Origin of the sequence: Fulvivirga lutea (assembly GCF_017068455.1) — a bacterium.
Taxonomy (GTDB): Bacteria; Bacteroidota; Bacteroidia; order Cytophagales; family Cyclobacteriaceae; genus Fulvivirga; species Fulvivirga lutea.
Genome location: NZ_CP070608.1, coordinates 3,558,142 through 3,583,127, shown reverse-complemented (window position 1 = coordinate 3,583,127; position 24,986 = coordinate 3,558,142). Strand labels below are relative to the sequence as shown.

At 37.8% G+C, this 24,986-nt stretch carries 24 protein-coding genes; 13 read left to right on the top strand and 11 right to left on the bottom strand.

What is annotated here, in order from left to right:
- The 3 genes from JR347_RS15900 to JR347_RS15890 all read left to right on the top strand — a co-directional run bounded on the left by JR347_RS15900 (position 1) and on the right by JR347_RS15890 (position 4,159).
- Positions 1-831, top strand: coding sequence for a DUF4249 domain-containing protein (locus JR347_RS15900; protein ID WP_205721570.1), 831 nt, complete (start codon positions 1-3; stop codon positions 829-831).
- Between the two features lie 69 nt (positions 832-900).
- On the top strand, positions 901-3,258 hold the full coding sequence (locus JR347_RS15895) for a TonB-dependent receptor (RefSeq protein ID WP_235689696.1): 2,358 nt from the start codon (positions 901-903) through the stop codon (positions 3,256-3,258).
- 1 nt (position 3,259) lies between these two features.
- On the top strand, positions 3,260-4,159 hold the full coding sequence (locus JR347_RS15890) for a DUF4249 domain-containing protein (RefSeq protein WP_205721569.1): 900 nt from the start codon (positions 3,260-3,262) through the stop codon (positions 4,157-4,159).
- Between the two features lie 2 nt (positions 4,160-4,161).
- Here the strand turns inward: JR347_RS15890 and JR347_RS15885 are convergent, their stop codons facing one another.
- Together JR347_RS15885 and JR347_RS15880 are read right to left on the bottom strand one after the other, a co-directional pair.
- Positions 4,162-4,875, bottom strand: a complete 714-nt coding sequence (locus JR347_RS15885) for a LytR/AlgR family response regulator transcription factor (protein ID WP_205721568.1) — start codon at positions 4,873-4,875, stop codon at positions 4,162-4,164.
- Between the two features lie 45 nt (positions 4,876-4,920).
- Complete coding sequence (locus tag JR347_RS15880; RefSeq protein ID WP_205721567.1) at positions 4,921-7,239, bottom strand: tetratricopeptide repeat-containing sensor histidine kinase; 2,319 nt, start codon at positions 7,237-7,239, stop codon at positions 4,921-4,923.
- Between the two features lie 404 nt (positions 7,240-7,643).
- Here JR347_RS15880 and JR347_RS15875 point away from each other — a divergent pair, with 404 nt between their 5' ends.
- Both JR347_RS15875 and JR347_RS15870 read left to right on the top strand, forming a co-directional pair.
- On the top strand, positions 7,644-9,182 hold the full coding sequence (locus tag JR347_RS15875; protein WP_205721566.1) for an Ig-like domain-containing protein: 1,539 nt from the start codon (positions 7,644-7,646) through the stop codon (positions 9,180-9,182).
- Between the two features lie 89 nt (positions 9,183-9,271).
- Complete coding sequence (locus JR347_RS15870; RefSeq protein WP_205721565.1) at positions 9,272-10,915, top strand: dipeptidyl-peptidase 3 family protein; 1,644 nt, start codon at positions 9,272-9,274, stop codon at positions 10,913-10,915.
- Between the two features lie 75 nt (positions 10,916-10,990).
- Here the strand turns inward: JR347_RS15870 and JR347_RS18420 are convergent, their stop codons facing one another.
- A complete protein-coding gene (locus JR347_RS18420) occupies positions 10,991-11,122 on the bottom strand; it encodes a hypothetical protein (protein ID WP_262897026.1) in 132 nt (43 codons plus the stop codon).
- Between the two features lie 71 nt (positions 11,123-11,193).
- Entirely contained in the window at positions 11,194-12,342 is a 1,149-nt protein-coding gene (locus tag JR347_RS15865) for a tetratricopeptide repeat protein (RefSeq protein WP_205721564.1), read from the bottom strand.
- A 94-nt stretch (positions 12,343-12,436) separates the two neighbouring features.
- On the opposite strand from JR347_RS15865, the gene JR347_RS15860 reads away from it, so the two are divergent.
- The 3 genes from JR347_RS15860 to JR347_RS15850 are packed head-to-tail and all read left to right on the top strand — an operon-like array spanning position 12,437 to position 14,133.
- Positions 12,437-12,949, top strand: a complete 513-nt coding sequence (locus tag JR347_RS15860; RefSeq protein ID WP_205721563.1) for a SixA phosphatase family protein — start codon at positions 12,437-12,439, stop codon at positions 12,947-12,949.
- Between the two features lie 35 nt (positions 12,950-12,984).
- A complete protein-coding gene (locus tag JR347_RS15855) occupies positions 12,985-13,137 on the top strand; it encodes a DUF2256 domain-containing protein (RefSeq protein WP_205721562.1) in 153 nt (50 codons plus the stop codon).
- Positions 13,138-14,133 carry a potassium channel beta subunit family protein gene (locus JR347_RS15850; RefSeq protein WP_205721561.1) on the top strand — a complete coding sequence of 332 codons (996 nt, stop codon included), beginning with the start codon at positions 13,138-13,140 and terminating at the stop codon, positions 14,131-14,133.
- Between the two features lie 2 nt (positions 14,134-14,135).
- On the opposite strand, the gene JR347_RS15845 is transcribed toward JR347_RS15850, so the two are convergent.
- Positions 14,136-14,525, bottom strand: a complete 390-nt coding sequence (locus JR347_RS15845) for a VOC family protein (protein ID WP_205721560.1) — start codon at positions 14,523-14,525, stop codon at positions 14,136-14,138.
- Between the two features lie 44 nt (positions 14,526-14,569).
- Positions 14,570-15,064, bottom strand: a complete 495-nt coding sequence (locus JR347_RS15840; RefSeq protein ID WP_205721559.1) for a hypothetical protein — start codon at positions 15,062-15,064, stop codon at positions 14,570-14,572.
- Between the two features lie 95 nt (positions 15,065-15,159).
- Between JR347_RS15840 and JR347_RS15835 the strand changes: the two genes are divergently transcribed.
- The gene (locus tag JR347_RS15835) at positions 15,160-17,577 is read left to right on the top strand and encodes a ligase-associated DNA damage response DEXH box helicase (RefSeq protein ID WP_205721558.1); all 2,418 of its coding nucleotides are present in this window, start codon (positions 15,160-15,162) and stop codon (positions 17,575-17,577) included.
- Between the two features lie 3 nt (positions 17,578-17,580).
- On the opposite strand, the gene JR347_RS15830 is transcribed toward JR347_RS15835, so the two are convergent.
- Positions 17,581-17,832 (bottom strand): hypothetical protein, encoded by a 252-nt coding sequence (locus JR347_RS15830; RefSeq protein WP_205721557.1) that lies wholly within the window; start codon positions 17,830-17,832, stop codon positions 17,581-17,583.
- A gap of 150 nt (positions 17,833-17,982) precedes the next feature.
- Between JR347_RS15830 and JR347_RS15825 the strand changes: the two genes are divergently transcribed.
- A complete protein-coding gene (locus tag JR347_RS15825; protein ID WP_205721556.1) occupies positions 17,983-19,713 on the top strand; it encodes an FMN-binding glutamate synthase family protein in 1,731 nt (576 codons plus the stop codon).
- Here the strand turns inward: JR347_RS15825 and JR347_RS15820 are convergent.
- Both JR347_RS15820 and JR347_RS15815 read right to left on the bottom strand, forming a co-directional pair.
- Positions 19,710-20,165, bottom strand: a complete 456-nt coding sequence (locus JR347_RS15820) for a GNAT family N-acetyltransferase (protein ID WP_205721555.1) — start codon at positions 20,163-20,165, stop codon at positions 19,710-19,712. The two genes, JR347_RS15825 and JR347_RS15820, sit on opposite strands and share 4 nt — an antisense overlap.
- Complete coding sequence (locus JR347_RS15815; protein WP_205721554.1) at positions 20,146-20,724, bottom strand: YdeI/OmpD-associated family protein; 579 nt, start codon at positions 20,722-20,724, stop codon at positions 20,146-20,148. The genes JR347_RS15820 and JR347_RS15815 overlap by 20 nt, the downstream gene beginning before the upstream one ends.
- A 148-nt stretch (positions 20,725-20,872) precedes the next feature.
- On the opposite strand from JR347_RS15815, the gene JR347_RS15810 reads away from it, so the two are divergent.
- From JR347_RS15810 to surE, 3 genes are read left to right on the top strand one after another with little or no spacing between them, the layout of a single operon-like run.
- Positions 20,873-22,090, top strand: coding sequence for a bifunctional 3,4-dihydroxy-2-butanone-4-phosphate synthase/GTP cyclohydrolase II (locus JR347_RS15810; protein WP_205721553.1), 1,218 nt, complete (start codon positions 20,873-20,875; stop codon positions 22,088-22,090).
- Positions 22,090-22,725 (top strand): hypothetical protein, encoded by a 636-nt coding sequence (locus JR347_RS15805; RefSeq protein WP_205721552.1) that lies wholly within the window; start codon positions 22,090-22,092, stop codon positions 22,723-22,725. Before JR347_RS15810 ends, JR347_RS15805 begins: the two co-directional genes overlap by 1 nt.
- Positions 22,725-23,501, top strand: coding sequence for a 5'/3'-nucleotidase SurE (gene surE / locus JR347_RS15800; protein ID WP_205721551.1), 777 nt, complete (start codon positions 22,725-22,727; stop codon positions 23,499-23,501). The genes JR347_RS15805 and surE overlap by 1 nt, the downstream gene beginning before the upstream one ends.
- Here surE and JR347_RS15795 read toward each other — a convergent pair.
- Together JR347_RS15795 and JR347_RS15790 are read right to left on the bottom strand one after the other, a co-directional pair.
- Positions 23,498-24,328 carry a DUF6048 family protein gene (locus JR347_RS15795; protein ID WP_205721550.1) on the bottom strand — a complete coding sequence of 277 codons (831 nt, stop codon included), beginning with the start codon at positions 24,326-24,328 and terminating at the stop codon, positions 23,498-23,500. The genes surE and JR347_RS15795 overlap by 4 nt on opposite strands.
- Positions 24,300-24,983 carry a hypothetical protein gene (locus JR347_RS15790; RefSeq protein WP_205721549.1) on the bottom strand — a complete coding sequence of 228 codons (684 nt, stop codon included), beginning with the start codon at positions 24,981-24,983 and terminating at the stop codon, positions 24,300-24,302. Before JR347_RS15790 ends, JR347_RS15795 begins: the two co-directional genes overlap by 29 nt.
- Positions 24,984-24,986: the final 3 nt, after the last annotated feature.

The window sequence follows — 24,986 nt, the reverse complement described above, 5'->3', positions numbered from 1 at the left end:
ATGAAGAATTTTGCAATTTTATTATTCGGCTTAGTTGTTCTATTCTCCTGTGAAGAGGTAGTACAATTAGATTTGGATTCCGCTGAACCGATAGTTGTAATTGAAGGATTGGTTCTTGATCGTCAAACAACACAATACGTGAAAATTAGTCGCTCAGTAAATTTTTATTCCGATGAATCTTCTGAGCCAATTCGTGATGCGAATGTTTATGTGACTGACGGTTCAGTTACCTATACCTACGAACATAATCCAAATGATCAGTCAGCTTATGAAGGATATTATTTTTCAACTCTTTCATTTCGAGGAATACCAGGTAGAACCTACACTCTTGTAGTGGATGTAGACGGCACCAGATATACTGCTCAGGATCAACTCTTTCCCGTAACTGCAATTGATTCTTTATCGGTTAGAATTAATGAAGATGAATTTGAGGACCCTGAAGATGAGGGATACTTTTATGAAGTATTGTTCTATGCAAAGGAACCTCAGCAAACTGAAGATTTTTATCTATTCAAATTTTACAGAAATGATACTTTGCTATTAGATAGCCCTAATGACATCTATTTTTCAGATGACAAACTCATTGCTGAAGAAATTAATGGAGTTCCGACTTCGGGTTTCTACAAACCAGGAGATATTGGTAGGGTTGAAATGTATAGCATATCTAATGCCGGTTTCATTTATTATAATGATTTGATCAATCTTCTTCAAAGTGATGGTGGTATGTTTGGTTCACCACCTGTAAACCCGCGAAATAATATCTCGGGCGGGGCATTAGGATTCTTCCAATGTAGCTCTATGGTATTCGAAACAATAGAAGTTACAGATTAATTGATTATTTAATGAACAATTAACCCGATTCAGCTGTCTTAGAAATATTTATAGGAATAACTTAGCGGCATGCAGAAATGGATGTTTCTGTCGATATTAATTCTATCGGCAATAACAAGTAAAGGTCAGGACAAAGTAACTCTTAACGGGTATGTCAAAAATGTAGATGATGGCGAAGCACTGATAGGTGCAACGGTTTACATTGAAGAACTTAAAACCGGTACATCAACTAATGTGTATGGTTTTTATTCCATCACGCTACCAAAAGGTGAGTACACCATTCAATACAGCTATATTTCATTTAATAACCTCACCGAGAAAGTTAATCTCACTTCCAGCACACGTAAGGATGTTGAGCTGGAACCTGAAAGTAAAGAACTCGAGGAAATTGTTATAACTGACGAGGCACTAGATGCCAATGTCCAAGATATTGAAATGAGTGCGGAAAAGTTGGACATTAAAACCATCGAAAAAATTCCGGCATTTCTTGGTGAAGTAGATGTGTTAAAGAGTATTCAATTGCTGCCGGGCGTCAGTTCTGTTGGTGAGGGTTCTTCAGGATTTAATGTAAGAGGTGGGGGCGTTGGTCAAAACCTTGTATTGCTGGATGATGCACCAGTTTACAACTCATCCCATTTATTTGGCTTCTTCTCAGTGTTCAATCCAGATGCAGTTAAAGATGTTAAACTCATTAAAGGAGCTATACCTGCCAATTATGGTGGACGACTAGCCTCAATACTGGATGTAAGAATGAAAGAAGGTAACTCGAAGAAACGAACTATATCAGGGGGAGTCGGTACAGTTTTTAGCAGGCTGGCTGTTCAGGGCCCGATTAAAAAAGATAAGGCATCATATTTTGTGGCAGGCAGGAGATCTTATATCGACATTCTGGCAAAACCATTTACGGATGGAGCAACGTTGTTTTTCTACGATTTAACTACGAAAGTAAATTACAACATTAATGAGAAGAACAGACTTTATCTTTCCGGATATTTTGGAAGAGACGTTTTTCGTTTTGATGAACGACAAGGCTTTAGTTGGGGGAATACCACAGGGACATTACGATGGAATCATCTATTTAACGATCGCCTGTTTTCAAACTTTGCTTTTATCGTAAGTACTTTTGATTATGGCTTTAGCTTTGGCGAAAATGATCTGGACAAATTTGACTGGGATTCACGCATTGTTACCTACACATTTAAGCCATACTTCAATTACTTTCTTAATACGAATAATGAGTTGACAATAGGTGGTGAATCTACCTACTATAAATTTAATCCTGCCGAAGCAGTGGGTGTATCTGATGGCGTTACTCAGGATATTAGCTTAGACAAGAAATTCGCTTTGGAAAGTGCTGTTTATATAGATAATACACAGAAAGTGAATGACCGAATTACTTTAAGGTATGGACTAAGGTATTCTTCATTTCTTTATTTAGGCGAAGGCACCAAGTATGAATACTCTTATCCTAACGCAGGTGAAAGAAAGGAGTTGATTGGTTCAGAGGATGTTGGTTCTAATGATGTAATTGCAGATTATGGATACTTGGAACCAAGAGCTTCCATCCGGTATTCATTGGGTTTAAGCTCTATAAAGGCAAGTTATACTCGAACTGCCCAGTATATTCATCTGGTTTCAAATACCGCTGCACCAACACCCATCGATTTATGGACACCCAGTACCAATAATATTAAACCACAGGTGGGAGATCAGTATGCGCTAGGATATTTTAGAAATTTTGGTGGAGGCAATGCCTTTGAAACTTCTATTGAGGGGTATTACAGAGAAACAGATAATCAGGTTGAGTATGTTCGAGGTGCGGATATTTTTATCAATGAATTTCTGGAAGGAGACTTGATAAGTGGCGAAGGTAGAGCGTATGGTCTTGAACTAAGTATCAAGAAGAATGCGGGTAAAATAAATGGTTGGTTGAGCTACACGCTGGGCAGATCGGAATTAAAAACTGAAGGAATAAATAATAATGAATGGTATCCAACCAGATTTGATCAAACTCATAATTTGAAGCTCTTTGGTGAGTATAAACTATCTGAGAGAACTTCTTTATCGGCCAATTTTACATACGTGTCTGGTTCGCCAGTAACGGCACCAACATCAAGGTTTGAAATACAAGGCATTACCATTCCTTATGATTATTACGATGAAAGAAATAATTTGAGAATACCCGCAACACATAGATTAGATATTGGTGTGAAGTGGCTACCAGGCAAAAACAGAAGTGAGAGAAAAGTGGATGACTACTTCGTTTTCTCTATTTATAATGTCTACGGTAATAAAAACCCATTTTCGATTTTCTTTTCACAGAAAGAAGGTAGGGTAGTTCCCGGTGATCCTACCGAAACAGCAGCAAATCAATTTTCGATAATTGGTGCACCGGTACCGGCTATATCATACAATTTCACATTCTAATATGAAGAAGTTTAGTTTATATATCGTCTTTATTTCATTCTTGTTTGCTTGTGAGGAAACAATTGATGTGGACTTGAAAGATGCTCCACCAGCTTATGTGGTCGATGCGTGGATTAATGACAAAATGGAAACCCAGGTTATTAGACTAACATTAACACAGCCATATTTTGATGCTGGCGAGTACGAATCTGTGACCGGAGCCAATATTACAGTTACATCAGAAAACAAAACATTTGAATTTATTGAAACTGATCCAGGATATTATGAATGGAACCCAGTCACCAGCGCTGACAGAATAGAAACAATAGGTTCCAGATATCAGCTTAATGTAAATGTTGATGGTGAGCAGTTTTTTGCTGAATCAGAATTAAGAAGAGTGCCACCTGTAGACTCCATTAAATATACCTACAAAGAGGAACGAAATCAATTTCAACCAGAAGGTTATTATGGTGAATTTTTAGCTACCGATCCTGTTGGTTCGGGAGATACCTACTGGATTAAAGCTTACAAAAACGGTGAGTTATTGAATAATCCTTTTGATTTAAATATCGCCTATGATGCAGGCTTCAATGAAGGTGGCAATATAGATGGTGTTGTTTTTATTCAACCTATACAGGATGCAGTTACACCTTTAAATGAAGACTTGGATGAAATTGTTCCCTATGTACCGGGTGATTCACTGCATGTAGAAATACATTCCGTTACGCATGAGGCTTTTGCATTTCTTCAGCAGGTTCAAATTCAAACTCAGCGAGATGGAGGCTTTGATGAAATCTTTGCTGAGCCATTGGAAAATGTCTCCTCAAATATCATCAAGCAAAACACTACCTCTAACGTTCAAGTAATTGGGTTTTTCAATGTCAGCGCTGTTTCTGGTCGAGGTAGGAAATTGGTGGAATGATTTCAAACCTTATTGATACTAGACATTAAATCTTGAAGTTGCTGCCTTCCAATTGGCAGCTTCCAATTATCTAGATATACATAAATAGAGTTAATGGCAGTCACTTTTTTCAAGTTAATGATAAATGACTTATGCGATCTGAAAAAATCTTTTGCTGGAAGCTTCTCTCCAATATCTTTAAGGGTAGATCTTAAGGTATAATTTTTTTCTTGTAGTTGAATTATGGAATAATTTCCTTCAGCTTTCACATAGTAAATATCTTGTATTGGCACCTTTACTGAAAGGTTATTGTACTTCACAAATAGAGAATCATTAAGTACAAACTCATTTCTTGGACCCTCATTAGCAAAATTGCTCAAGGCTATTTCAATAGCTACTTTTACATCTTCGGGTTCAAATGGTTTTACTAAATAACCATAAGGGTTAACTTCTGACGCCCTTTTTACTGTCACAGAATCTGAGTAGGATGAAATAAATATAAATGGCACTTTATACTTTAGACGAATTTCTTTGGCCAAGTCTATTCCGTCTTTTTCACCTTTTATACGGATATCAAGTAAAACGATGTCGGGCAGTTCAGCTTCAATCAATTGAATGCCGTTATTAAAATTACCTGCTAGGCCAACAACTTCATGCCCTTGTTCCTCTAAAATATCCCTAAGATCTTCAGCTATAATAAATTCATCCTCAACTATTAAAACTCTTATTTTGTTCATCTTTTTTACTTGTTAGCATTTGCATTACTGCACTACACCTTTTAGTTATTGGGCAGTAATTGGCCGCATTTTGAATTTTAAGGTAAATAATGCACCATCAATATTTTCAAAATGCTTCACACCATTAAGTTGTTCAGAAAGTGAATGAATTAATCGCATACCCATACTTCTGGTACGCTCAAAATCTTCAGGAAACCCGGGGCCAGTGTCTTTCACTTTTAAAATGTACTCGTCTTCTAATTGGCTTAAACTTATATCTATAGCGCCTTCATCATTATCAGAAAATGCATACTTAAAAGAATTAGAAATAAGTTCATTTAAAATTAATCCCAGCGGTATGGCGGTGTCTATATCCAAAGCCATATTATTTACTGATATGTGAGATTGAATATTACTTTTGGGTTTATATGTATTTTTTAAGAATGAGCTCAACTCATCAATATACTCTCTCATGTTAATGGTGGAGAGCTCATCATTTCCATACAGTTTTTCATGAATGAGAGACATGGATTTTATTCTACTTCTGCCCTCATCTACAGCTTTCTTGGCCGATCCTTCTTGCAATTTTCTTGACTGAATATTGAGTAAACTAGAAATGATTTGTAGGTTATTCTTTACGCGATGATGAATTTCTTTTAAAAGAACCTCTCGTTCTTTGTTCTTTTGTTCGATGCTTATTTTAGCATTTCTTAGTTTAAAATAAAAGAAGAGCGCACCTGCGAGAATAATTACTAGGATAACTCCAATCCATAAATATAACTGGTTTTGCTTCTCCAGTAAAAGTGCATTATCCTTTGCCAGCTTAATATCGCTCTGATAGCCCACAACATCACGTCTCACTTGCTCTTCTTTGAGTTTTATTTGGGCATCAGCCTTGAAAACGCTGTCGTGAAATGCGTAAAATAGTTTGAAGTTTTCAAGTGATTCTTTATACAAGTTATTCTCTTCATAAATTTGACTCAATAACGCATGGGCTTTCTCAATGTAGGCGATATTACTTTGCTCATAACCATATTTTATGGCTAGCTGTCCGTAGTAAGAGGCTGAATCATACTGTTTTAATTTGAGGAAAGTATTAGCCAACCAGAAAGATGATTCTAATCTGCCCTGGCCGTTAGTAGCATCATTGTAAACCTGGTAAGCCTTCTTAAAATCCTTTAAAGCATTGTCCGTGTCTCCTTTATAAAGAGCAAATTCTCCTTTTACAGTAGAATAAAGCCCATAAGTTTCAGGGTTATTCACAGTGTTGATTATTTGGTTGATTTCATCAAAATGCATTTCGGCAATATCAGTATAACCCCTTCTCATATTTATTGTCGCTTTGAGCATCAGACGCTCGAGAAGAAAAAGAGAATCGCTTTTTTCTCGTGAATATTTTATGGCATTATCGATGTATTTATCAGCAGAGGTGTAATCTTCAAGTTTTGTCATTACTTGAGCCAAATAGGCATTCGAATTTGCGATATGCTGGGGTAATGATAAGGTTTCAAGTATCTTATGGTTCTTAGTAAAGTAATCCAAGGCTTGATCGTAATATCCTCTAGAAATATAATGCCAGCCCATTCGTTCATATTGCCAGGCTATTATTCGCGGACGGCCTGATTTTAGCGCAAGTTTTAAAGCTTCTTTCAAATCCTCTTCTGAACCGGCCGTGCGACCTAATCTCAACTTGGATTCAGACATATTATTGTAGGCATACTGTAAGAGGTTATCAATATCTCCATATTGTGCACTTACCCTGCCTATTCTTGGGTCTATAAACGGATCTGTTTTCATCTTTTTTAATATGGAAATAGCTTTTTCCATATACTCAAAGCCTTTATCGGGCTCACCCATCCTGGTTAGTATGTAACCATAAGTTTTTATAGCATTGGCTTTGTGCTTGTCATCTACCGTCTCATCTATATAGGTCAAAATTTCCTCTATAATTTCTCTCGACTTTTGAAAGTCTCCAAAATTTGTTCTATATCTCTCAGATAGTTGATAACCTGCAAATACGATTACATCATTGCAATTATATTGCTTACCTATTCTTATGGCTTCTTCGCATGTTCTAATGGATTTTTCTCTGTCATTCTCAATATTATAAGCGAAAATATTTTCCATCACCAGGGCATAAGCGCGTGCAACGGGTATATTTTGCTCTTCTGCATTTTTATAGATGATATTGATGTGGCGCATGGAGTTATCATAATCCCCGGCTCCGCCAATATAAAGTCTGGCCAGCCCTACCGAGTAATCGATCTGATCCCAACCAGGTTTGGCTTTAGCGGCCAGTTGCTCAAGGCTATCTATGGCTGAATATTGGGAGTAGGAATGAAGGGAACATACGAAAAGACAAAAGACAACGATAAGATACTTCATGAATCAGTTGATTTATAAATTAAGCCAATGCAGAATTTAGGTTAAATAACGGTGATCTCCACGAGAAACATTGATTAATAAATAAAAAAAGAAATTTAAATAACAATATACATTCAAATTATCTATACTCCAGAAAAGATACTTTCATATACACTTTCGTACAGTTGATCACAGTACGCATCGTTTAGCATTCTACATTATTTACTTTCGATATGCGAAATAGAGATTCTTTACTGAATTAGATTGAAGTCCATGGAATTGAAAATCAAAACAGCAAATACAAGTGAATTTGCTATTCTCTCAAAAGAGTTCATTTAAAAATTAAGGAATTCAAAAAGATAGCAAGTAAGCAATTGGAGTTTTTCTATATCAGCAAAATTTACTATTAACCAAAATAAAAACTTATGAAACGATTACTTGCTTTCTCATTGTCAACATTCTTTCTTCTGGCCTTGCTAATTACAGTTGGCTGCTCAAGTGACGAGGATGAAGACCCAGGAACCAACAATGGTGGCGGAACTTCAGTAGATGAGATACAGCCATCGGTGTTAAGCGTAAGTCCGGTAGATGGCGCCACAAATGTGAGTGTTAACTCATTTATCACTATTTCATTTTCAGAACCAATAGATATAGAGTCTGTTACCAATACATCAGTTATTTTGTCTGGTGGCATTTCCAATTCGGTGCAAGCAAATGTTTCCATTTCCGGTAGCACAATGACGATTGATCCTACAGAAAATTTGGAATTTGAGGAAGAATATTTACTAAGACTAAGCACTGGACTAACAGATTTGGCAGGAAATAGCTTGATATCTAATTTTTCCACACGTTTTACTACTCAAATTGAGCCTGATAACACCCCTCCAACTGTGGTGAGCATCACTCCATCAAATGGGGCTTCCAATGTTTCAGTGAATACTCAAATTATTGTTGAGTTTTCAGAACCAGTAGAGAACATTGGTTTTGAAACATTTAAAATCCGTAAAAGTGGAGAAAGTGGAAGCCTTGACGGCTCAGGATCATTTTCTGGGAATTCATTCATTTATACGTTGGATGAGCCGCTTGCCGGTGCTACAACGTATTCTATTTTTGTAGGAACAGGAATAACAGATTTAGCTGGTAATAACTTACCTTCTAATATTGAAAATACATTTAGTACTGAATCAGTAATTTTTTCCATCCAAAGTACATCATTTGAAAATGAGGCCGAGGATATGGAAATTGATGATATTTCATTTTCAATAACTTTTGAAGCTGATATCGATCCTAGCACTGTTAATTCAAACACTTTTAAAATATTATTAGAAAGGATCACCGCTATAAATGGTACCATATCTGTTGAAGGACCAACTATTACTTTCACTCCATCAACACCTTTAGAAGAGTTCGAGCAGCTTTATTCTATGTGGTTTGATGGGGCTGCAATAAAGGATGTTAATGGAAATCCTTATGAATATGACTACCCTATAGAATTTGAGTTTACAACAGTTTTCTTGAGTGATTTATATTGGTATCGCTTTAGAAATGCTTCATTGGGAGATGGAATTGATATTGCGGCTGCAACTGATGGCGCTTTCCAATTATTTTATGCAACCACAGGAAACTTTTGTAACGTATATTGGACAATTCAGAAACAAAATAATGGTTATTTCACCTTTACGCATCAGTGTGCTAATAATCGATATTTAGAAGCTGCAAGTCCTAACGATGGAAATCCAGCCTATATGCAAACTTTGCCTTCAGGTGGTGGCTTCTTTTCCGGCCAACTTTGGAAGTTTACGCCAGTTACTTTCCCTGGCTTTGCTAATGGTAATTTCTATACAATGAGTTCGCTTTCGTTGGGAACGGGCTTATCGTTAGATAGAAATCAATTTGATATGGTTTCTACAAGTGGTGCTGATCCAGATCAGTTTTGGAGATTTATAAGAGCCAATAAAAAATAGTTTTTTACGCGTCTTTAATAGGCGTTGGCATACTGTAATGTTTAGGGTTTTGGTTAATTTCAAGCAGATTTTAACCAAACCCTTTTTTTATGTATAAATTATTTTTGAGAGGTGCATTTGTTGCTCTCCTATTTGCTGCGTGCCAGCCTGCAGATAAAAAAGAAGAAGCTACGGCTGAACCAAAAATGGATAAATACGAAGAGCTCAACTCTAAGTATACCTCAGTAAAACTAACAACCGATATTTCTAAGCTGTCGGAAAGCCACAAGCAAATGATACCAAAACTGGTAGAAGTTGCTCAAATTATGGATAAACTTTTCTGGTATGAAGCTTTCGGAGAAAAAGAATCCTTATTAGATACTATTTCTGACTCTGGAGCAAAAAGATTCGCTGAAATCAATTACGGCCCATGGGATAGATTAAATGGAAACCAGGCATTTATTGATGGAGTAGGTGAAAAGCCTGAAGGCGCGAATTTTTACCCACAGGATATGACTAAAGAAGAGTTTGAAGCAGCTGAATTAGAAGATAAAGCTTCACTTTATACTTTTATCAGAAGAAATGATGAGGGTAATTTAGAGTCTATCCCTTACAATAAGATGTTTAAAGAAGACATTACCAGAGCTGCTCAATTGTTAACTGAATGTTCTGAATTAGCAGAAAATCCTGAATTGAAGAAATATTTAGCATTACGTGCAGAGGCATTGCTTACCGATGACTATTACAATTCTGATATCGCCTGGATGGACATGAAAACCAATCAGTTGGATATGATTGTTGGGCCTATTGAAACCTATGAAGATCAGCTTTTTGGATACAAAGCAGCACATGAGGCGTACATTTTGGTAAAAGATATGGACTGGAGTAAAAAGCTTTCTAAATACGCTGAACTACTTCCTGAACTTCAGAAGGGCTTACCAGTAGCCGCAGAATATAAAGCAGAAACACCGGGAACAGACTCTCAGCTAGCAGCATTTGATGTGATTTATTATGCTGGTGATTGTAATGCCGGAAGTAAGACTATTGCAGTGAATTTGCCTAATGATGAAGAAGTGCAGTTAAAGAAAGGAACAAGAAGATCACAATTGAAAAATGCGATGAAAGCTAAGTTTGATAAAATCTTAGTCCCCATAGCGGATTTGCTTATTGCTGAAGAGCAGAGAAAGCATATTACATTTGATGCGTTTTTTGCGAATACAATGTTTCATGAAGTAGCGCACGGGCTAGGTATCAAAAACACAATTAATGGTAAGGGTACAGTAAGAGAAGCATTAAAAGAAAATGCATCTGCACTAGAAGAAGGTAAAGCTGATATTCTCGGCTTGTATATGATTACTAAATTACATGAGCAAGGTGAAGTGGATGGCGATTTAAATGACTACTATACTACGTTTATGGCTAGTATTTTCCGTTCTGTAAGGTTTGGTGCTTCTAGTGCGCATGGTAAAGCAAACATGATCAGATTCAATTTCTTTAAAGAAATGGGCGCATTCCAAAGGGGCGAAGATGGTTACTATACGATCAATTATGATAAGATGACAGATGCTATGAATGCGCTATCAGAGAAAATTCTTATGCTTCAAGGTAATGGAGATTATGAAGGTGTTGGAAAACTGGTAGATGAAAAAGCGAATATTGGAGCAGAACTTCAAGGCGATTTAGACAGGCTGTCAACTGCGGGAATACCAGTGGATGTGGTATTTGAGCAGGGAGTAGAAGTACTTGGTCTATAAATTAGTTTGGAACAACAATAAAAAAGGGATTTGCCATTGGCAGATCCCTTTTTTTAATGTCTTTAACAGATGCGATTATTCGTCATCTTTTGGGTTTTCTTTTTCTGTTTTCATTTGATCTAGTTTACCAACTGCGGCAAGAAACCCGATAATACAAGCCACTATGGTAATAAATAAACTAGCTCCGTCACCTATATATTGTTCCATGATTGCGTGTTTTAAATATTAATTCAAATTTATAAGATTCAATTCTAAATAGAAGTTAAATCCTATCTAATTTATTCATTTTGTTTTTTCAAGCGGAAAATAATAATGCCTGCAGCTAAAAGAATAATGCTGCCCATTACGGCAAGCAATACAATTATTCTGCTATTTTCAAGCTGTAAGCTTTGTATTTGCTGATCTTTTTTAAGTTTTTGTAGTTCTTTCTCCTTTTCCTGAAGTTCTACCGCCACTTCCATCTGGGCCATCATGCGGCTGCTTTCTTCATTAAACACAAAATCCTTGGCCTCATCATATTTTATGCGGGCTTCATAGGCAGATTCAAAGTCGCGCTTCTTAAAATATAGCGCTGAAAGTGTTTTGTAAATTTCTCTTAATAGAGGATAAGCCCCAGCTTCTTTAGCAATGGTTAAAGCGTTATTCAAATATTCTTCAGAACGATTGAATTGCTTTATCTCAAGGTAGGTAGACCCTAAGTTAGACATTGCATAGGCCTGCCCTAACTTATCACCGCTTTGCTTTTCGAGGTTTAACGCCCGCTCATAATAAATTAAAGCATTGGAGTAATCACCTCTGTAGAAATAAACATTTCCCACATTGTTCAAAGGGTTGGAAGCTTCCATCGAATGCGAACCAAGTTCAGATAAAGACATAGCCTCTGAATAATAGTCTAATGCCAAATCCTCGCGCCCCATTTCCATATAAGCATTCCCAATGTTGTTGATGGCATCTACCAGCTTACCGGTGGCATCAATAGATTTAAATATCTCGTAAGACTCAATAAAATAGATTAGCGCTTTATCATATACTCGCTTTAGAGAATAAACAGTACCTATATTATTAAGTGTAGAGGCTTGTGCTTCTTTATCATTAATCTCAGTGCTAATTCGTAACGACTCAATATAATATTCAAGCGCCTCTTCATATACCCCCTGATTTTTATAAATCACACCGATATTATTGAGTGCCGCTGCTCTTCCATTAGGGTAGCTAATTTCATTGGCCAATTCCAAAGCTAGGATAGATTGCTCCAACGCTTTTGTAGGGTTCAGACGATTGTAAATCGCATATAGTTTATTTAGTACATCAACGCGTTCTTTGCCCACAGCTGTTTGAAGTACATTTTCCAAGCTATCTAAATTTTGGAAAGCCTGACAGTTGAAAGCCGCTACTATTAAAACAACTATAAGGAATACTCTTTTCATAGAATGCCAAATTAAGCATATAATGCGAAACAACATGAAATCAAATAAAAATTGTATTCGTTCATGTTTGTAATTAGTTTAAAGAAAAAATCATATGAAAAAAATAGTATTCATTTTCATTGCGTTGGCCTTAGCTATTAATGGTATGGCTCAGGACTCACTTACTACAGTAATTCTTGTTAGACATGCAGAAAAGGGTTTTAGTGAAGATGGTGATCCTTCTTTAACTGAAGAAGGTGTTGAACGAGCCAAGGCATTGTGCAACTTACTTGAGTCACAGTCTGTAGATGGTATTTTTACTACGCCATTTAAGCGAACCCGAGAAACGGTGGCTCCTTTAGCTGAAGCTAAACGAATAGAAATACAAGAATATAACCCTTTTGCTGTAGATGAAATTCTTGAGCTTATTTCGGGAATGTACGGAAGGACGATAGTATTCTCTGGCCATTCGAATACTGTACCTATTATGGTAAATAAACTCATTGGTGAAGAAAAGTTTAAAATGATTGACGAAGATGAATATGATAACCTTTTTATTATTTCGTTAATGACTGTAGGTGATGGAAAAGTACTTCATTTGAAATATGGAGAATCATCTAAAAAGTGATGAACTAACATTAGTCAGATGTGTTAAATCTATAAGTGCATCGTAAGCCAAATCTTCCAACCAAATTATGTCCTGTTTGCCAAAAACCATTCTCATGGCGAAAAAAGTGGGCAAAAGTATGGTCTGAAGTTATTTATTGCAGTGAGAGGTGCAGAAGAAACAAAATCAAATTAAAAACATCTTTATAAATGGAATATAAAAGATTAGGTAAATCAGGATTACAAGTAAGTAGGTTATCATTCGGCTCATGGCTGACATTTGGCAAACAAGTGGGCGATACAACCGCAGAAAGTCTAATGAAGATAGCCTATGAAAATGGGATAAATTTTTTTGATAATGCCGAAGCCTATGCTGGTGGTAAGTCTGAAGAAGTGATGGGCGAGGTCCTAAAAAAAATGGGCTGGAGAAGAGATAGCTATATAGTTTCCAGTAAAGTATTTTTTGGTGCAGATGGAGGTAAAGGAGATTTAAAACCAACACAAAAAGGACTGAACAGAAAACATGTTGTCGAGGCGTGTGATCAGGCTTTGCAAAGGTTGCAGGTAGATTATCTCGATTTATATTTTTGTCACAGACCCGATAAAGAAACGCCAATTGAGGAAACCGTTTGGAGTATGCATAATCTGATACAACAAGGGAAGGTGCTGTATTGGGGCACATCTGAGTGGAGCGCTCAGGAAATTATGGAGGCTCATATGGTGGCCAAACAGTATAATTTGATAGGTCCAACCATGGAACAGCCTCAGTATAACATGTTGGTGAGAGATAAAGTAGAGGTGGAATTCAAGCAAATTTATAAAACGGTGGGGTTAGGTACCACTACCTGGTCGCCATTGGCTTCGGGCATACTAACAGGTAAATACAATGACGGATTTCCGAAAGACACCCGATTGGGAATTGAAGGCTTAGAGTGGTTAAAAGACCGATTACTAGCCGAGGAAAATCTAAAGAAAGTGAAGAAGTTAACAGAGTTTGCCAAAGAGTTGGGTACTACCATGCCTTTATTGGCATTAGCCTGGTGTCTGAAAAACGAAGATGTAAGTACTGTTATACTAGGCGCATCAAAAAATGAGCAGCTCTCAGAAAACTTAAAGGCATTTGAAGTGGTTCCTTTACTAACGGACGAAGTGATGGAAAAAATCGAGGCAATGTTAGATAATGCCCCGGTTCATCCACCATTTTAATTTTAGGCTCTGCTATGCAGAGCCACTCTATTGCCTTCAGTATCTTCGAAAATGGCCATATAGCCAATATCCTCAGTAATTAGCTTTTTGGGCATTAATACTTTTCCGCCAGCAGGTTCAATTCGTTTGAGTTCATTATTCAAATCACCGGAATGAGCTGTAAAGTATACTAGTGGACCTTCGTGGCTAGGTGTATAAAAGTCAGGATGTTTTACTAAGGAGCCCATAGCACCACCGGCTTTATGATTGGATGGAAACCAACCCATATCCAGTTCACCCATTTCATGCCGTTCAATTTTAAAGTCAAATACCTTTTCGTAAAATTTAATGGCTCTAGGCATATCGTTTACTGGCACCTCAAACCAGCCGACTACGTTTGATTCTAATTCCATAATAACTAGTGAGTTTGATGACTCTACTAATTTACGAATTAATGCTATTCATTGATAGTGTCTACAATAGCGTTAATTTCATCTACTAATGGATGAATCTGCTCGGGTATGTTCGATTTAATTTGATCAATTAGCCAATATCTGCGTACATCACCTTGTTTGTATTCAAAATAAACGCCACCACCATCGGCACAATCAGGGCAACCTAGAATGGTATCCTGAATTGCAAATATTGATGCGGGAGTTTGGGTTAGTATGTTTTCTGTATCAAGCATCTTTAAAGAGGTCAATGGTTGAAAATTCCCATTATATGGCATTTTATAATCAGGGTAATTATCGTTGATGTCTTCGCTAAGCACGTTATCTTCCAGCTTAAAAATCTCTACGCATTCCTCACCGACACAAAATCCTGCATATCTACCAAAAATTAAATAATCAGCGCTTTGGAGTGTCTTCTCGCCACTTAATAAAGGCTCTTCATCTTTATTGCAACTGAAAAGAGTTACACTTAAGAGTAATAGAAAAGTGAATCTAACCATGTCTACAAATTTAATGTTTTCAATAAGATGACACATGCACAGCTAAATTGGTTGGAACTCGACAATCAAAAAGGCATAATACCTATCTTTAGCAAATGACCAATGGTGAGTTAATAGCTATAGGAGCGAAGTGGTTCGAATCCAAAGATTGGAATGTCTTTGATTTCCAGCGAGAAGCATGGGAATCTTATTTGGAAGGAAATCATGGTTTGGTGAATGCACCTACAGGCAGCGGAAAAACTTATTCATTGGTAGTACCTGCTTTGTTGGATGGTTTACATGATACAAACAATGGCCTGCAAGTAATTTGGATTACTCCCATCAGGGCACTGGCCAAGGAAATAGCTAATGCTACCGAGCGAGCCATTGATGGTTTGGGAATGCAGTGGAAAGTGGGGGTTCGTACCGGTGATACCTCCACAAAGGAGAGGAATGCGATGAAAAAGAATCCTCCTGAGTTTTTGATCACAACCCCTGAAAGCCTTCATCTTATGCTGGCACAAAAGGGCTACCCCAACTTGTTTAAAAACCTAAGGGCAATAGTTTGCGATGAGTGGCATGAACTTATTGGTTCAAAAAGGGGAGTTCAAATGGAGCTGGCACTTTCCAGGCTAAAATCGGTGAGCGATAATTTACGTATATGGGGAATCTCTGCTACCATCGGTAATATGGAACAGGCCATTGAAGCATTGTTGGGCGATGAAAAATCGTTTAAGCTGATACGCGCGGATATAGAAAAGGCTATTGAAGTAGAAAGTGTTTTTCCTGAATCTGTGGATGAATTACCCTGGGCAGGCCATTTGGGTGTAAACCTTATCGATAAGGTGATACCGATTATCGAAAACAGTAATAGTACTCTGATTTTTACCAATACCCGCTCATTCGCTGAAATATGGTATCAAAAACTGTTGGAGAGGGCGCCACAGTTGGCGGGTATCATGGCCATGCATCATGGCTCTATTAGCAGGGAGCTAAGAGATTGGGTGGAGGATCAGTTGTATCATGGGCAATTGAAGGCCGTGGTATGTACTTCTAGTTTGGATTTAGGTGTGGATTTTCGCCCTGTGGAAACTATTATTCAGGTGGGTAGTCCTAAAGGTGTGGCAAGGTTCATGCAAAGGGCAGGAAGGAGCGGCCATGCTCCGGGTGCACTTAGTAAAATATATTTTGTACCTACACATTCGCTTGAATTAATTGAGGCAGCTGCGCTTAGAAATGCCATTGGAGAGGGTTTGGTAGAAGATAGAATCCCATATCTGAGATCATTCGATGTACTCATTCAATACCTTATTACTTTGGCCGTTTCTGAGGGGTTTCGGTCAAAAGATATTTACAAGGAAGTTAAATCAACGTTTTCATACAATAGTATTTCTGAAGAAGAATGGCACTGGTTACTAAATTTCATAACCACTGGTGGAGCCTCTTTATCTGCCTATGATGAATACCGAAAAGTTGAATTAGAAGATGGTATATACAAAGTATCAGATCGAAGGATTGCCATGCGGCATCGGATGTCTATAGGTACCATTGTAAGCGATGCTTCTTTAAAGGTGAAGTATACTTCCGGTAAATACATAGGCACCGTGGAGGAATACTTTATTTCGCGGCTCAACCCCGGAGATGTATTTTGGTTTGCAGGCCGAAATTTAGAATTGGTAAGAATTAAGGGAATGGATGTTCAGGTGAGAAATACCAAAAAGAAGGCGAAAGCTGTCCCATCGTGGCAAGGAGGCAGAATGCCTTTATCATCGCAACTTTCTGTTATGCTCAGAAAGAAACTTCATGAGTTAACAAAGCCAACGGTGGAGGACCCCGAATTACAGTTTATTAAACCACTAATGGATTTGCAAAAAGAGCGCTCTCACTTACCTACTAAAAAAGAATTTCTAATTGAATATTTTAAGAGTGATGAGGGCTACCATGTGCTCATGTATCCCTTCGAAGGTCGTTTTGTTCATGAGGGAATGGCTGCTCTCATTGCTTTGCGATTGTCACGAATTACTCCGATATCACTAAGCATTGCCATGAATGATTACGGCTTTGAATTGCTCTCGGACCAAGAAATACCAATTTATGAAGCTATTGAAACGGATGTTTTAACCACTGATGATTTATGGAAAGATATTCAGGCCGGTATTAATTCTGTGGAGATGGGAAGAAGGCGATTCAGAGATATTGCTTCCATATCAGGATTGGTTTTTAAGGGTTATCCAGGAAATCAAATTAAAGACCGACACATACAGTCATCTTCACAGTTATTTTTTGATGTGTTCAACGATTATGAATCAGATAACTTATTGTTGCTTCAGGCCTATGAGGAAGTAATGGATTTTCAATTGGAAGAAGCTCGAATCAGACAGGCATTGGAAAGAATCAACAATCAAAAAATAGTGATTACTGAACCACAAAAACCAACGCCATTTGCGTTTCCCATTATGGTAGATCGATTGAGAGAAAAAGTGACCTCAGAAAAGTTAGAAGATAGAGTTAAGAAAATGCAGTTGCAGTTTTAAGTGTTAAGATCTTTTGGCTAACTCTTCTTTTAGCTTGCTATTGTTTTTTCCAATTGAAATTAAAATTGGAGCCATGCATGCAGGAATTACCATTAAACCAACAAATGCCATATTCCCTTTAATGAATACCAAATAGCCTGATGAAAGAAGTATAAATACAAATAATACTATAAAGCCTATACTGATGCCGGTATTAATCGATATTTTCTGTTTTATGTCCTCCGTTGGCATATTAGCCATTTCTTGATCTTTCACTCTCGTTTGTTTTATTGATTATTCTCAAATCTACTCTACAAGTTGCACATAGTCTATAAGATTCAAGGCCCAACAGTCATGTTTAATACTAATTAAGCTTGATTATCTCATAATATCCTACTAGCTTATAAGTTTAAATCACTCAATATTATGGCTTCAGAAAGAAAATTCCATCAGCAGAGCATCTCTGGCACACCCTCATTTAATTCTTTTTTGAAAGGATTCAATGCATATACCATTACTTGGTTTTTATTAACTACCGCAGCAACGGCAGCTTATGGGTATTATTTGCAGAGTGCTACATTAGAAAGTGTAGGTATTTTTACATGGGCAGCTACACTCACCGGTGAGTTTGTGCTGTTTGGCTTAGGTATCGGGGTGATTATATTATTCATTCATGATAAACGCCAAACGGAAAACCCGATTCAACGAATGTTTCCTGTTGTGATCTGGGGAAGAAAGATGCTGGTAAAAATGGGCCCATTGTTGCGCCAGTACCTGTTTTTAAACGATCAGGAGGAAACACCATACAATAGAATTACACGAAATTGGGTATACGAAACTGCCAACGGTGTAAGAAATACCATTGGATTCGGTAGCCAGATAGATATGGATAAGGTAGGAACCACCTTAATTATGCCAGCCACTTTTACCAACACAACTATTAAAACGGGTGAAGAAACAGGTAAAACGTATTCGAAGATTATCGGAAAGCATACTGGAGTTGAACCAGTGGAATTAAAGCACTTTGTGCATATCAGCGCTATGTCGTACGGAGCGCTATCATATCGAGCACATGCCGCCTTAAACAAGGGAGCGCAAATGGCTGGCATTTTTCATAATACTGGAGAAGGCTCTTTAGCCCCATGTCATGAATATGGTGGTGGAGATTTGATCTTTCAAATTGGAACAGCCAAATACGGCATTAGAGATGATGAAGGAAATATGGATGATAATCTTCTAAGGGAGATGGCGCAGCATCCACAAGTGAAAATGTTTGAAATAAAACTTGCTCAAGGTGCCAAGCCGGGTAAAGGAGGTATGCTTTTAAAAGAAAAAATAACAGAAGAAATTTCTAAAATCAGGAAAATACCAATGGGTAAAGATGCGTATGCTCCCGCCAGGCATAAAGAGTTTACCGATGTAGATGGATTATTTGATTTTATTGATCGGGTAAGAAATATAACTAAGAAACCTACTGGTATTAAAATGGTAATTGGACACACCTCTGAGATTGAGGCAGTGGCTGAAAAGATAAAAAAGGAGCCGGGTAGGGGACCTGACTACATTGTGATTGATGGTGGTGATGGTGGTACGGGAGCTGCGCCATATGTGCTCAGTAGTTATTCTGGTTTACCAATGAAACAAGCCTTGGCTGTGGCCGATTGGGCATTTAAACGTCATGGTGTTCGTGATAAGGTTGTGATTTTTGCGAGTGGTAAAATTGCTACACCAATTGAGATTGCTGTAGCTATGGCTTTGGGAGCGGATGCAGTTTATATGGCTCGAGGTTTTATGTTGGCATTAGGTTGCATCCAGGCATTGGAGTGCCATACAAATCATTGTCCGACAGGCATTGCCACACAAAATAGACGTTTAGAAAAGGCTTTAGATATTGAAGCAGCTGCTAAGCGTGTGGCTAAATATGCCGATTCACTATATAAAGAAACCCAAATGCTGGCAGAATCATGCGGTTATGAAACACCTAGCGATATCACGCCTGATGATATCATGGTGGTAACCTCACCGGGTCATTTAGATTACTTATCTGAATTACATGGTATATCGGCCTATGAAGCAAGTCTCGAACGTAAGAAAGCACGCGATAAGGGAATGACAGTAGGTGAAATGAAAATGCAGGAAGAAGAGCTGACTAATTAAGAAGTTTCTTTAGTCATATAGTAAAGGTCAAGGCCTTTGCCCCAAAAATCGTTTTTAATATACTCAAGTTTGAAATCGAACTTTTCAAAGAATTTATGAGCAAGCTGAGAAGTTCTTACAACCACACTGTGAACATTGGCTTGTTCGGCAATTTTATCGAGGCAAAAATTGACAATTTTTTGTCCCATACCTTTTCCCTGAGTATCCGGATGAAAAAATATCCATGTAATGTGGCCTGAATTTCTATCGTCAATTTTATAGCCACAGCAGCCTTTAACTTCACCATCACTTTCAATAACGTAATGATTGTCAGGCTCTTGTATTAAATAGTTTTCAAAATCTACCACTTCTTTAGGATCAAAATAAGTGGGTGTATTTAATTTGAAAATTGAAATGAGTTGATCGAAATCCTCGCTTTTATAAGGCCTGATATTACTTTTTGTATTTGTCATTTAATCCTGTTCCAGAAAGTATGTAAGGTTTAATTTTCTTTAATCTAGCTAATTTGGTTTGCTCCTGTTTAGCATCTTTAATGTAATCAGCAAATTCACGTTGTTTAGAGAGTGTAAACTTTTCAAAAGCTTTCTTTAAACTCTGATCGTCATTTAATGCTTCAACTAATAAGTCAGGAATAATCAACGGCTTTCTTTCCGGTTTTATTTCTTTGCCGGCTTTTTGATTTTTTATTGCCTCCATTACATAGCTCTTTACCAGTTCCTCATCAACTTCCGTGCTATTGGTAAAGCGCCATTGCCTCATGGCTTTTGTTTTACCATCCTGTGCATTTACCAGAACATTATGAGAATCTTTTAATAGTGCGCCCTGAAAGAACCATAAGCCAAAATAAGATTTAAAGGAGCTCATACCTACAATATTTTTACCGCCAATTGTGTAAACAGGCATGCCCCACTTTATTGTTTCTTTCAGGCCACAGGAAAGTAAAATTCCCCTCAATAACGTGAGTTCCTGTTGGTGCGCCCTATTTACTTTTAGGTATTCGTCAACATTCATGATCTCTAAATTTATAAAAATATAGCTTAGCTGACATAACGTTCAAATACTTGGGGTATTAAGAACATCTGCTCTCACAATTGTGTTGAGTAAGTAAGTTTCTAATACCAATCAAAACCGCTACTTTTGCGGCATATTTAAAAAGAACATGCAAGACATACAACTGAATACGATAGAGGAAGCGTTAGAAGACATTAAAAATGGAAAAGTAATCATTGTAGTAGACGATGAAGACCGCGAGAATGAAGGTGATTTTATTTGTGCTGCGGAATGTATTACGCCTGAGATAGTAAACTTTATGGCTACGCATGGTAGAGGCCTAATTTGTGTACCCTTAATTGAAAGCAGGTGTGAGGAGTTAGACCTGGAATTAATGGTAGGGAAAAATACAGCGGCCTTCGAAACTCCTTTTACTGTATCGGTTGATTTAATTGGACACGGCTGCACCACAGGTATTTCTGCGCATGACAGATTTAAGACCATTAAGGCTCTTGTAGACCCTGAAACTGACCCCAAAGAATTAGGTAAGCCTGGTCATATATTTCCGCTTAGAGCGAAGTCTGGTGGAGTTCTTAGAAGGGCAGGCCACACGGAGGCCGCTATCGATTTTGCCAGGCTTGCAGGATTTAGACCGGCTGGTGTATTGGTGGAGATTATGAATGAAGATGGTTCCATGGCAAGGTTGCCTGACTTAGTACATGTAGCTGAGAAATTCAACTTGAAGCTGGTAAGTATTCAGGACCTGATTAAGTACAGAGTAGAAAAAGAAAGCCTCATCACAAAAGAGGTTTCTGATGTGCACATGCCTACCGAGCATGGTGATTTTCAATTGCATGTATATCAGCAAAAAAATACAGGAGAAAATCATATTGCTTTGGTAAAAGGGGAGTGGGATGAAAACGAAACGGTCATGGTGCGAGTACACTCATCGTGTGTTACTGGTGATATTTTTGGCTCTTGCCGATGTGATTGTGGAGGCCAGCTACACGGTGCCATGGAAATGGTAGAAAAAGAGGGGAAAGGTGTAATCATTTACATGAATCAGGAAGGAAGAGGCATTGGCTTGGTAAATAAACTGAAGGCATATAAACTCCAGGAAGAAGGGCTTGATACTGTAGAAGCGAATCTTAAACTTGGTTTTGAGATGGATCAACGTGATTATGGTGTGGGAGCACAGATTCTTAGAGATATTGGAGTGAGAAAGATTAAATTGATTTCTAACAATCCTAAAAAGCGAGTAGGTTTAATTGGTTATGGGTTAGAAATTGTGGAGAACATCGGCATAGAGATTGCTCCTAATCAGCATAACCATAAATATCTCGAAACAAAGCGAGATAAAATGGGTCACCAAATCCTTAAAAAATAGTGTTAAAGAACGTATTGGTCTTCTGCTTTTTTATCTCAACTCTTGTGTCTGTTGGCCAGGAGTTTCCATCGCAGGTATGGCATGATGGTAAAATAGTTTCGATAGAAGGCGATACGTTAAGAGGCCAGATCAGGTATTCTCAGGAAACGGATATTGTAGAATATATTGCTGATGGCATGAGAACTGCCTTGGCGCTGACAGGCCGCAAACTGTTGTATTTCGAGATTTTTGATAAAACCGTTAGTAGGTATCGTGAGTTTTATGCCCTGCCGTACGCTTTAAATAACGATTATGAAGCTCCTATTCTATTTGAGGTAATTCATGAAGGCCGACCCATGAGCTTGTTAAGTAGGGAAAGAGTTGAATATAAAGTAGTGAATAATCCTTATGCCATTGCTGGTACATATAGTAGGCTTGAGTTGGTGTACACATATTATTTTCTCGATGCCAAAGATGGGATTAAGAGGTTTGGAGGCTCCAAACGAGATCTGGAATGGATATTTAAAAATAGAGAACAACAGATTAAAAAATTTATAAAGCAGAAAAGAATAAGAACGGATAGGAGGGGAGATTTATTAAAAGTAGTGTTGTACTATAACTCGTTATTCGAAGAAAAAAACGCATCCAATAAATAATGGCAAAACCACTGATACTTGTTTCCAATGATGATGGAATAACCTCAAGGGGAATTAGATTACTAGTTAATGTGATGAAAGAACTGGGGGAGGTAGTAGTAGTCGCTCCAGATGGCCCTCAAAGCGGCATGGGGCATGCTATAACTATAGGTAATACTTTGAGATTGGAACCTAATGATTTGTTTGGCGATGTGAAGGCCTATGAATGCAGCGGAACCCCTGCCGATTGCGTTAAAATTGCCAAGCATTTTGTATTAAAAGACAGAAAACCTGATTTAGTAGTAAGCGGTATTAATCATGGAAGTAATACCTCAATCAGTGTGTTGTATAGTGGAACCATGTCGGCTGCTATTGAAGCTTCGTTGGAAGGCTTGCCTGCCATAGGCTTTTCTTTATGCGATTACTCCTCAGATGCGGATTTATCTCACGTAAGTGAATATGTAAAACGCATTGCAAAAAATGTGTTAGATAAAGGCCTTACGAAAGGTGTAGCATTAAATGTGAACTTTCCTCCCAAGAGGAACGAATCTATTAGAGGAATTAAGATTTGCAGACAGGCAAATGCTACGTGGCAAGAGGATTTTGATCAAAGGCACGATCCCAATGGTCGCAGATATTTCTGGATGGCCGGTAACTTTGTAAATCACGACAAAGGTGAGGATAATGACGAATGGGCCATTGCTAACAACTATGTTTCAGTAGTGCCATGCCAATATGATATGACAGCCCATCATGCGATTTTACATTTGAATGAAGATTGGGACGATATCAGTTAAAACTGATATTTGACATACAAATTTATAAATGGGCTGCTTTGATTGGAGGTTAGTCCATAACCCGGAATAGTGTAGATGTCAATAAACTCTGCTTCATCTTTCTCGTTGATAAAGCGAACACCAGCTTCACCACCTAATAACAGATGGCCATTCTTAAACATTTTTTCTGAGCCTAGCACAAGTTCAAACCAATCGGCAGCAAAACCATCACGTTCAAAACTTTCGGTAAACGTAGGCCATAATTCGCTGGTAATCTCATAGCTTCCAGAATCGTTGAATTCAGATTGTGCATACCGTACCCCAATAAATAATCTATTAATCTGATCAAGCGGAACGAGATAGTTGACACCCGCCCGCCAATAACTTCCTTCGGAGGTATATTCGCCATTTTCAATGGCAGCATCTGGTTGTATTGTTGCAATACCAAAATGAAAATTAGGTTGAAACCTATTTTTAAACTGATATGCTAACCCAATTTCAAATTTTTGCTCAAATTCTGAAGGTAATGTTAAAAGCTTTCCATAATCAATATATATCTGAGGCCCACTCGTAATTTTTATTCTGGCAGTGTCGCTTTTAGGAAGCTTTTCTTTCTTGGCCTTGCTTTTATTCGCCTGCTCCTGTTCTGCAGCCTTAGTTAATTCAACTTTAGCAGTGTCAGTGGTGCTTTTGTTTTGGAGTTGGGCACTATCAGTGGCTTGTAATACTCTAACTGTTCTAATGCTATCTGGCTTTGCTAAACGCAAGCTATCCTGACTGTAACTAGCTAGAGGCAGCGCTAACAGCAGTAATGCCAGATTAAAAGTATGCTGTAAGTTCTGCTTCATTGCTTATACATGTACTATCTCCGCATACCAGTTTTACAGAATCGAATGTGAAATAATTCACTTCTAAATTGCTGGCGATTGCTCTCAATTGATTTTCTATGAACTCGTTACTTAGATTATAAGTGAAATCTAGGGTGTCAAGCCTTCCGTTGATAACCGTAAAAAAACGTACACTCGTGGAGTTGGAATTAATTGGAAATTGATGTTGAGTGGCGCTATCTGCGGAAAGTATTTGATCAATTCCCCCAGTACCAGATAATGAGGATAGAATTATTTTTCCCGAGTTTATCCTACTTCGAATTGATGATAGTCTTGTTTTTTGTTTGTTTAAGCTTGATTTCACATCATTTAATGAATCCTTTTCATCGCGCAATTCAGACCTGTTTTCGGCAGCATCTATTTCTGCAATTCTATCATCGATGACCTTGATATCTGCATTTATTTGGGCAATAGCTGTGTCTAATTCTTTAACGCTATCCTGATTAATAAACTTCACAGTCACAAAAGGCTCAATACCTTCTGCCTGTATTTCTTCTTCGGAGCAGCTTACAAAAGCCAAAAACCCCATGGTAGCAAGTAGTAATATGTGGCATAGCCATTTCATCGGGCGCAAAGGTAGTTGTTCAATACTTAAAGTTCTATGTTCTATGTTCAAAGT

What these genes read in the sequence shown, in the direction of transcription:
- JR347_RS15875 (WP_205721566.1), top strand. Translation starts at nt 7,644, where the DNA reads ATGAAACGATTACTTGCTTTCTCATTGTCAACATTCTTTCTTCTGGCC.
- JR347_RS15835 (WP_205721558.1), top strand. Translation starts at nt 15,160, where the DNA reads ATGACCAATGGTGAGTTAATAGCTATAGGAGCGAAGTGGTTCGAATCC.
- JR347_RS15845 (WP_205721560.1), bottom strand. Translation starts at nt 14,525, where the DNA reads ATGGAATTAGAATCAAACGTAGTCGGCTGGTTTGAGGTGCCAGTAAAC.
- JR347_RS18420 (WP_262897026.1), bottom strand. Translation starts at nt 11,122, where the DNA reads ATGGAACAATATATAGGTGACGGAGCTAGTTTATTTATTACCATAGTG.
- JR347_RS15900 (WP_205721570.1), top strand. Translation starts at nt 1, where the DNA reads ATGAAGAATTTTGCAATTTTATTATTCGGCTTAGTTGTTCTATTCTCC.
- JR347_RS15815 (WP_205721554.1), bottom strand. Translation starts at nt 20,724, where the DNA reads ATGAATGTTGACGAATACCTAAAAGTAAATAGGGCGCACCAACAGGAA.
- JR347_RS15825 (WP_205721556.1), top strand. Translation starts at nt 17,983, where the DNA reads ATGGCTTCAGAAAGAAAATTCCATCAGCAGAGCATCTCTGGCACACCC.
- JR347_RS15870 (WP_205721565.1), top strand. Translation starts at nt 9,272, where the DNA reads ATGTATAAATTATTTTTGAGAGGTGCATTTGTTGCTCTCCTATTTGCT.
- JR347_RS15795 (WP_205721550.1), bottom strand. Translation starts at nt 24,328, where the DNA reads ATGAAGCAGAACTTACAGCATACTTTTAATCTGGCATTACTGCTGTTA.
- JR347_RS15840 (WP_205721559.1), bottom strand. Translation starts at nt 15,064, where the DNA reads ATGGTTAGATTCACTTTTCTATTACTCTTAAGTGTAACTCTTTTCAGT.
- JR347_RS15850 (WP_205721561.1), top strand. Translation starts at nt 13,138, where the DNA reads ATGGAATATAAAAGATTAGGTAAATCAGGATTACAAGTAAGTAGGTTA.
- JR347_RS15895 (WP_235689696.1), top strand. Translation starts at nt 901, where the DNA reads ATGCAGAAATGGATGTTTCTGTCGATATTAATTCTATCGGCAATAACA.
- JR347_RS15890 (WP_205721569.1), top strand. Translation starts at nt 3,260, where the DNA reads ATGAAGAAGTTTAGTTTATATATCGTCTTTATTTCATTCTTGTTTGCT.
- JR347_RS15820 (WP_205721555.1), bottom strand. Translation starts at nt 20,165, where the DNA reads ATGACAAATACAAAAAGTAATATCAGGCCTTATAAAAGCGAGGATTTC.
- JR347_RS15860 (WP_205721563.1), top strand. Translation starts at nt 12,437, where the DNA reads ATGAAAAAAATAGTATTCATTTTCATTGCGTTGGCCTTAGCTATTAAT.
- surE (WP_205721551.1), top strand. Translation starts at nt 22,725, where the DNA reads ATGGCAAAACCACTGATACTTGTTTCCAATGATGATGGAATAACCTCA.
- JR347_RS15880 (WP_205721567.1), bottom strand. Translation starts at nt 7,239, where the DNA reads ATGAAGTATCTTATCGTTGTCTTTTGTCTTTTCGTATGTTCCCTTCAT.
- JR347_RS15885 (WP_205721568.1), bottom strand. Translation starts at nt 4,875, where the DNA reads ATGAACAAAATAAGAGTTTTAATAGTTGAGGATGAATTTATTATAGCT.
- JR347_RS15865 (WP_205721564.1), bottom strand. Translation starts at nt 12,342, where the DNA reads ATGAAAAGAGTATTCCTTATAGTTGTTTTAATAGTAGCGGCTTTCAAC.
- JR347_RS15810 (WP_205721553.1), top strand. Translation starts at nt 20,873, where the DNA reads ATGCAAGACATACAACTGAATACGATAGAGGAAGCGTTAGAAGACATT.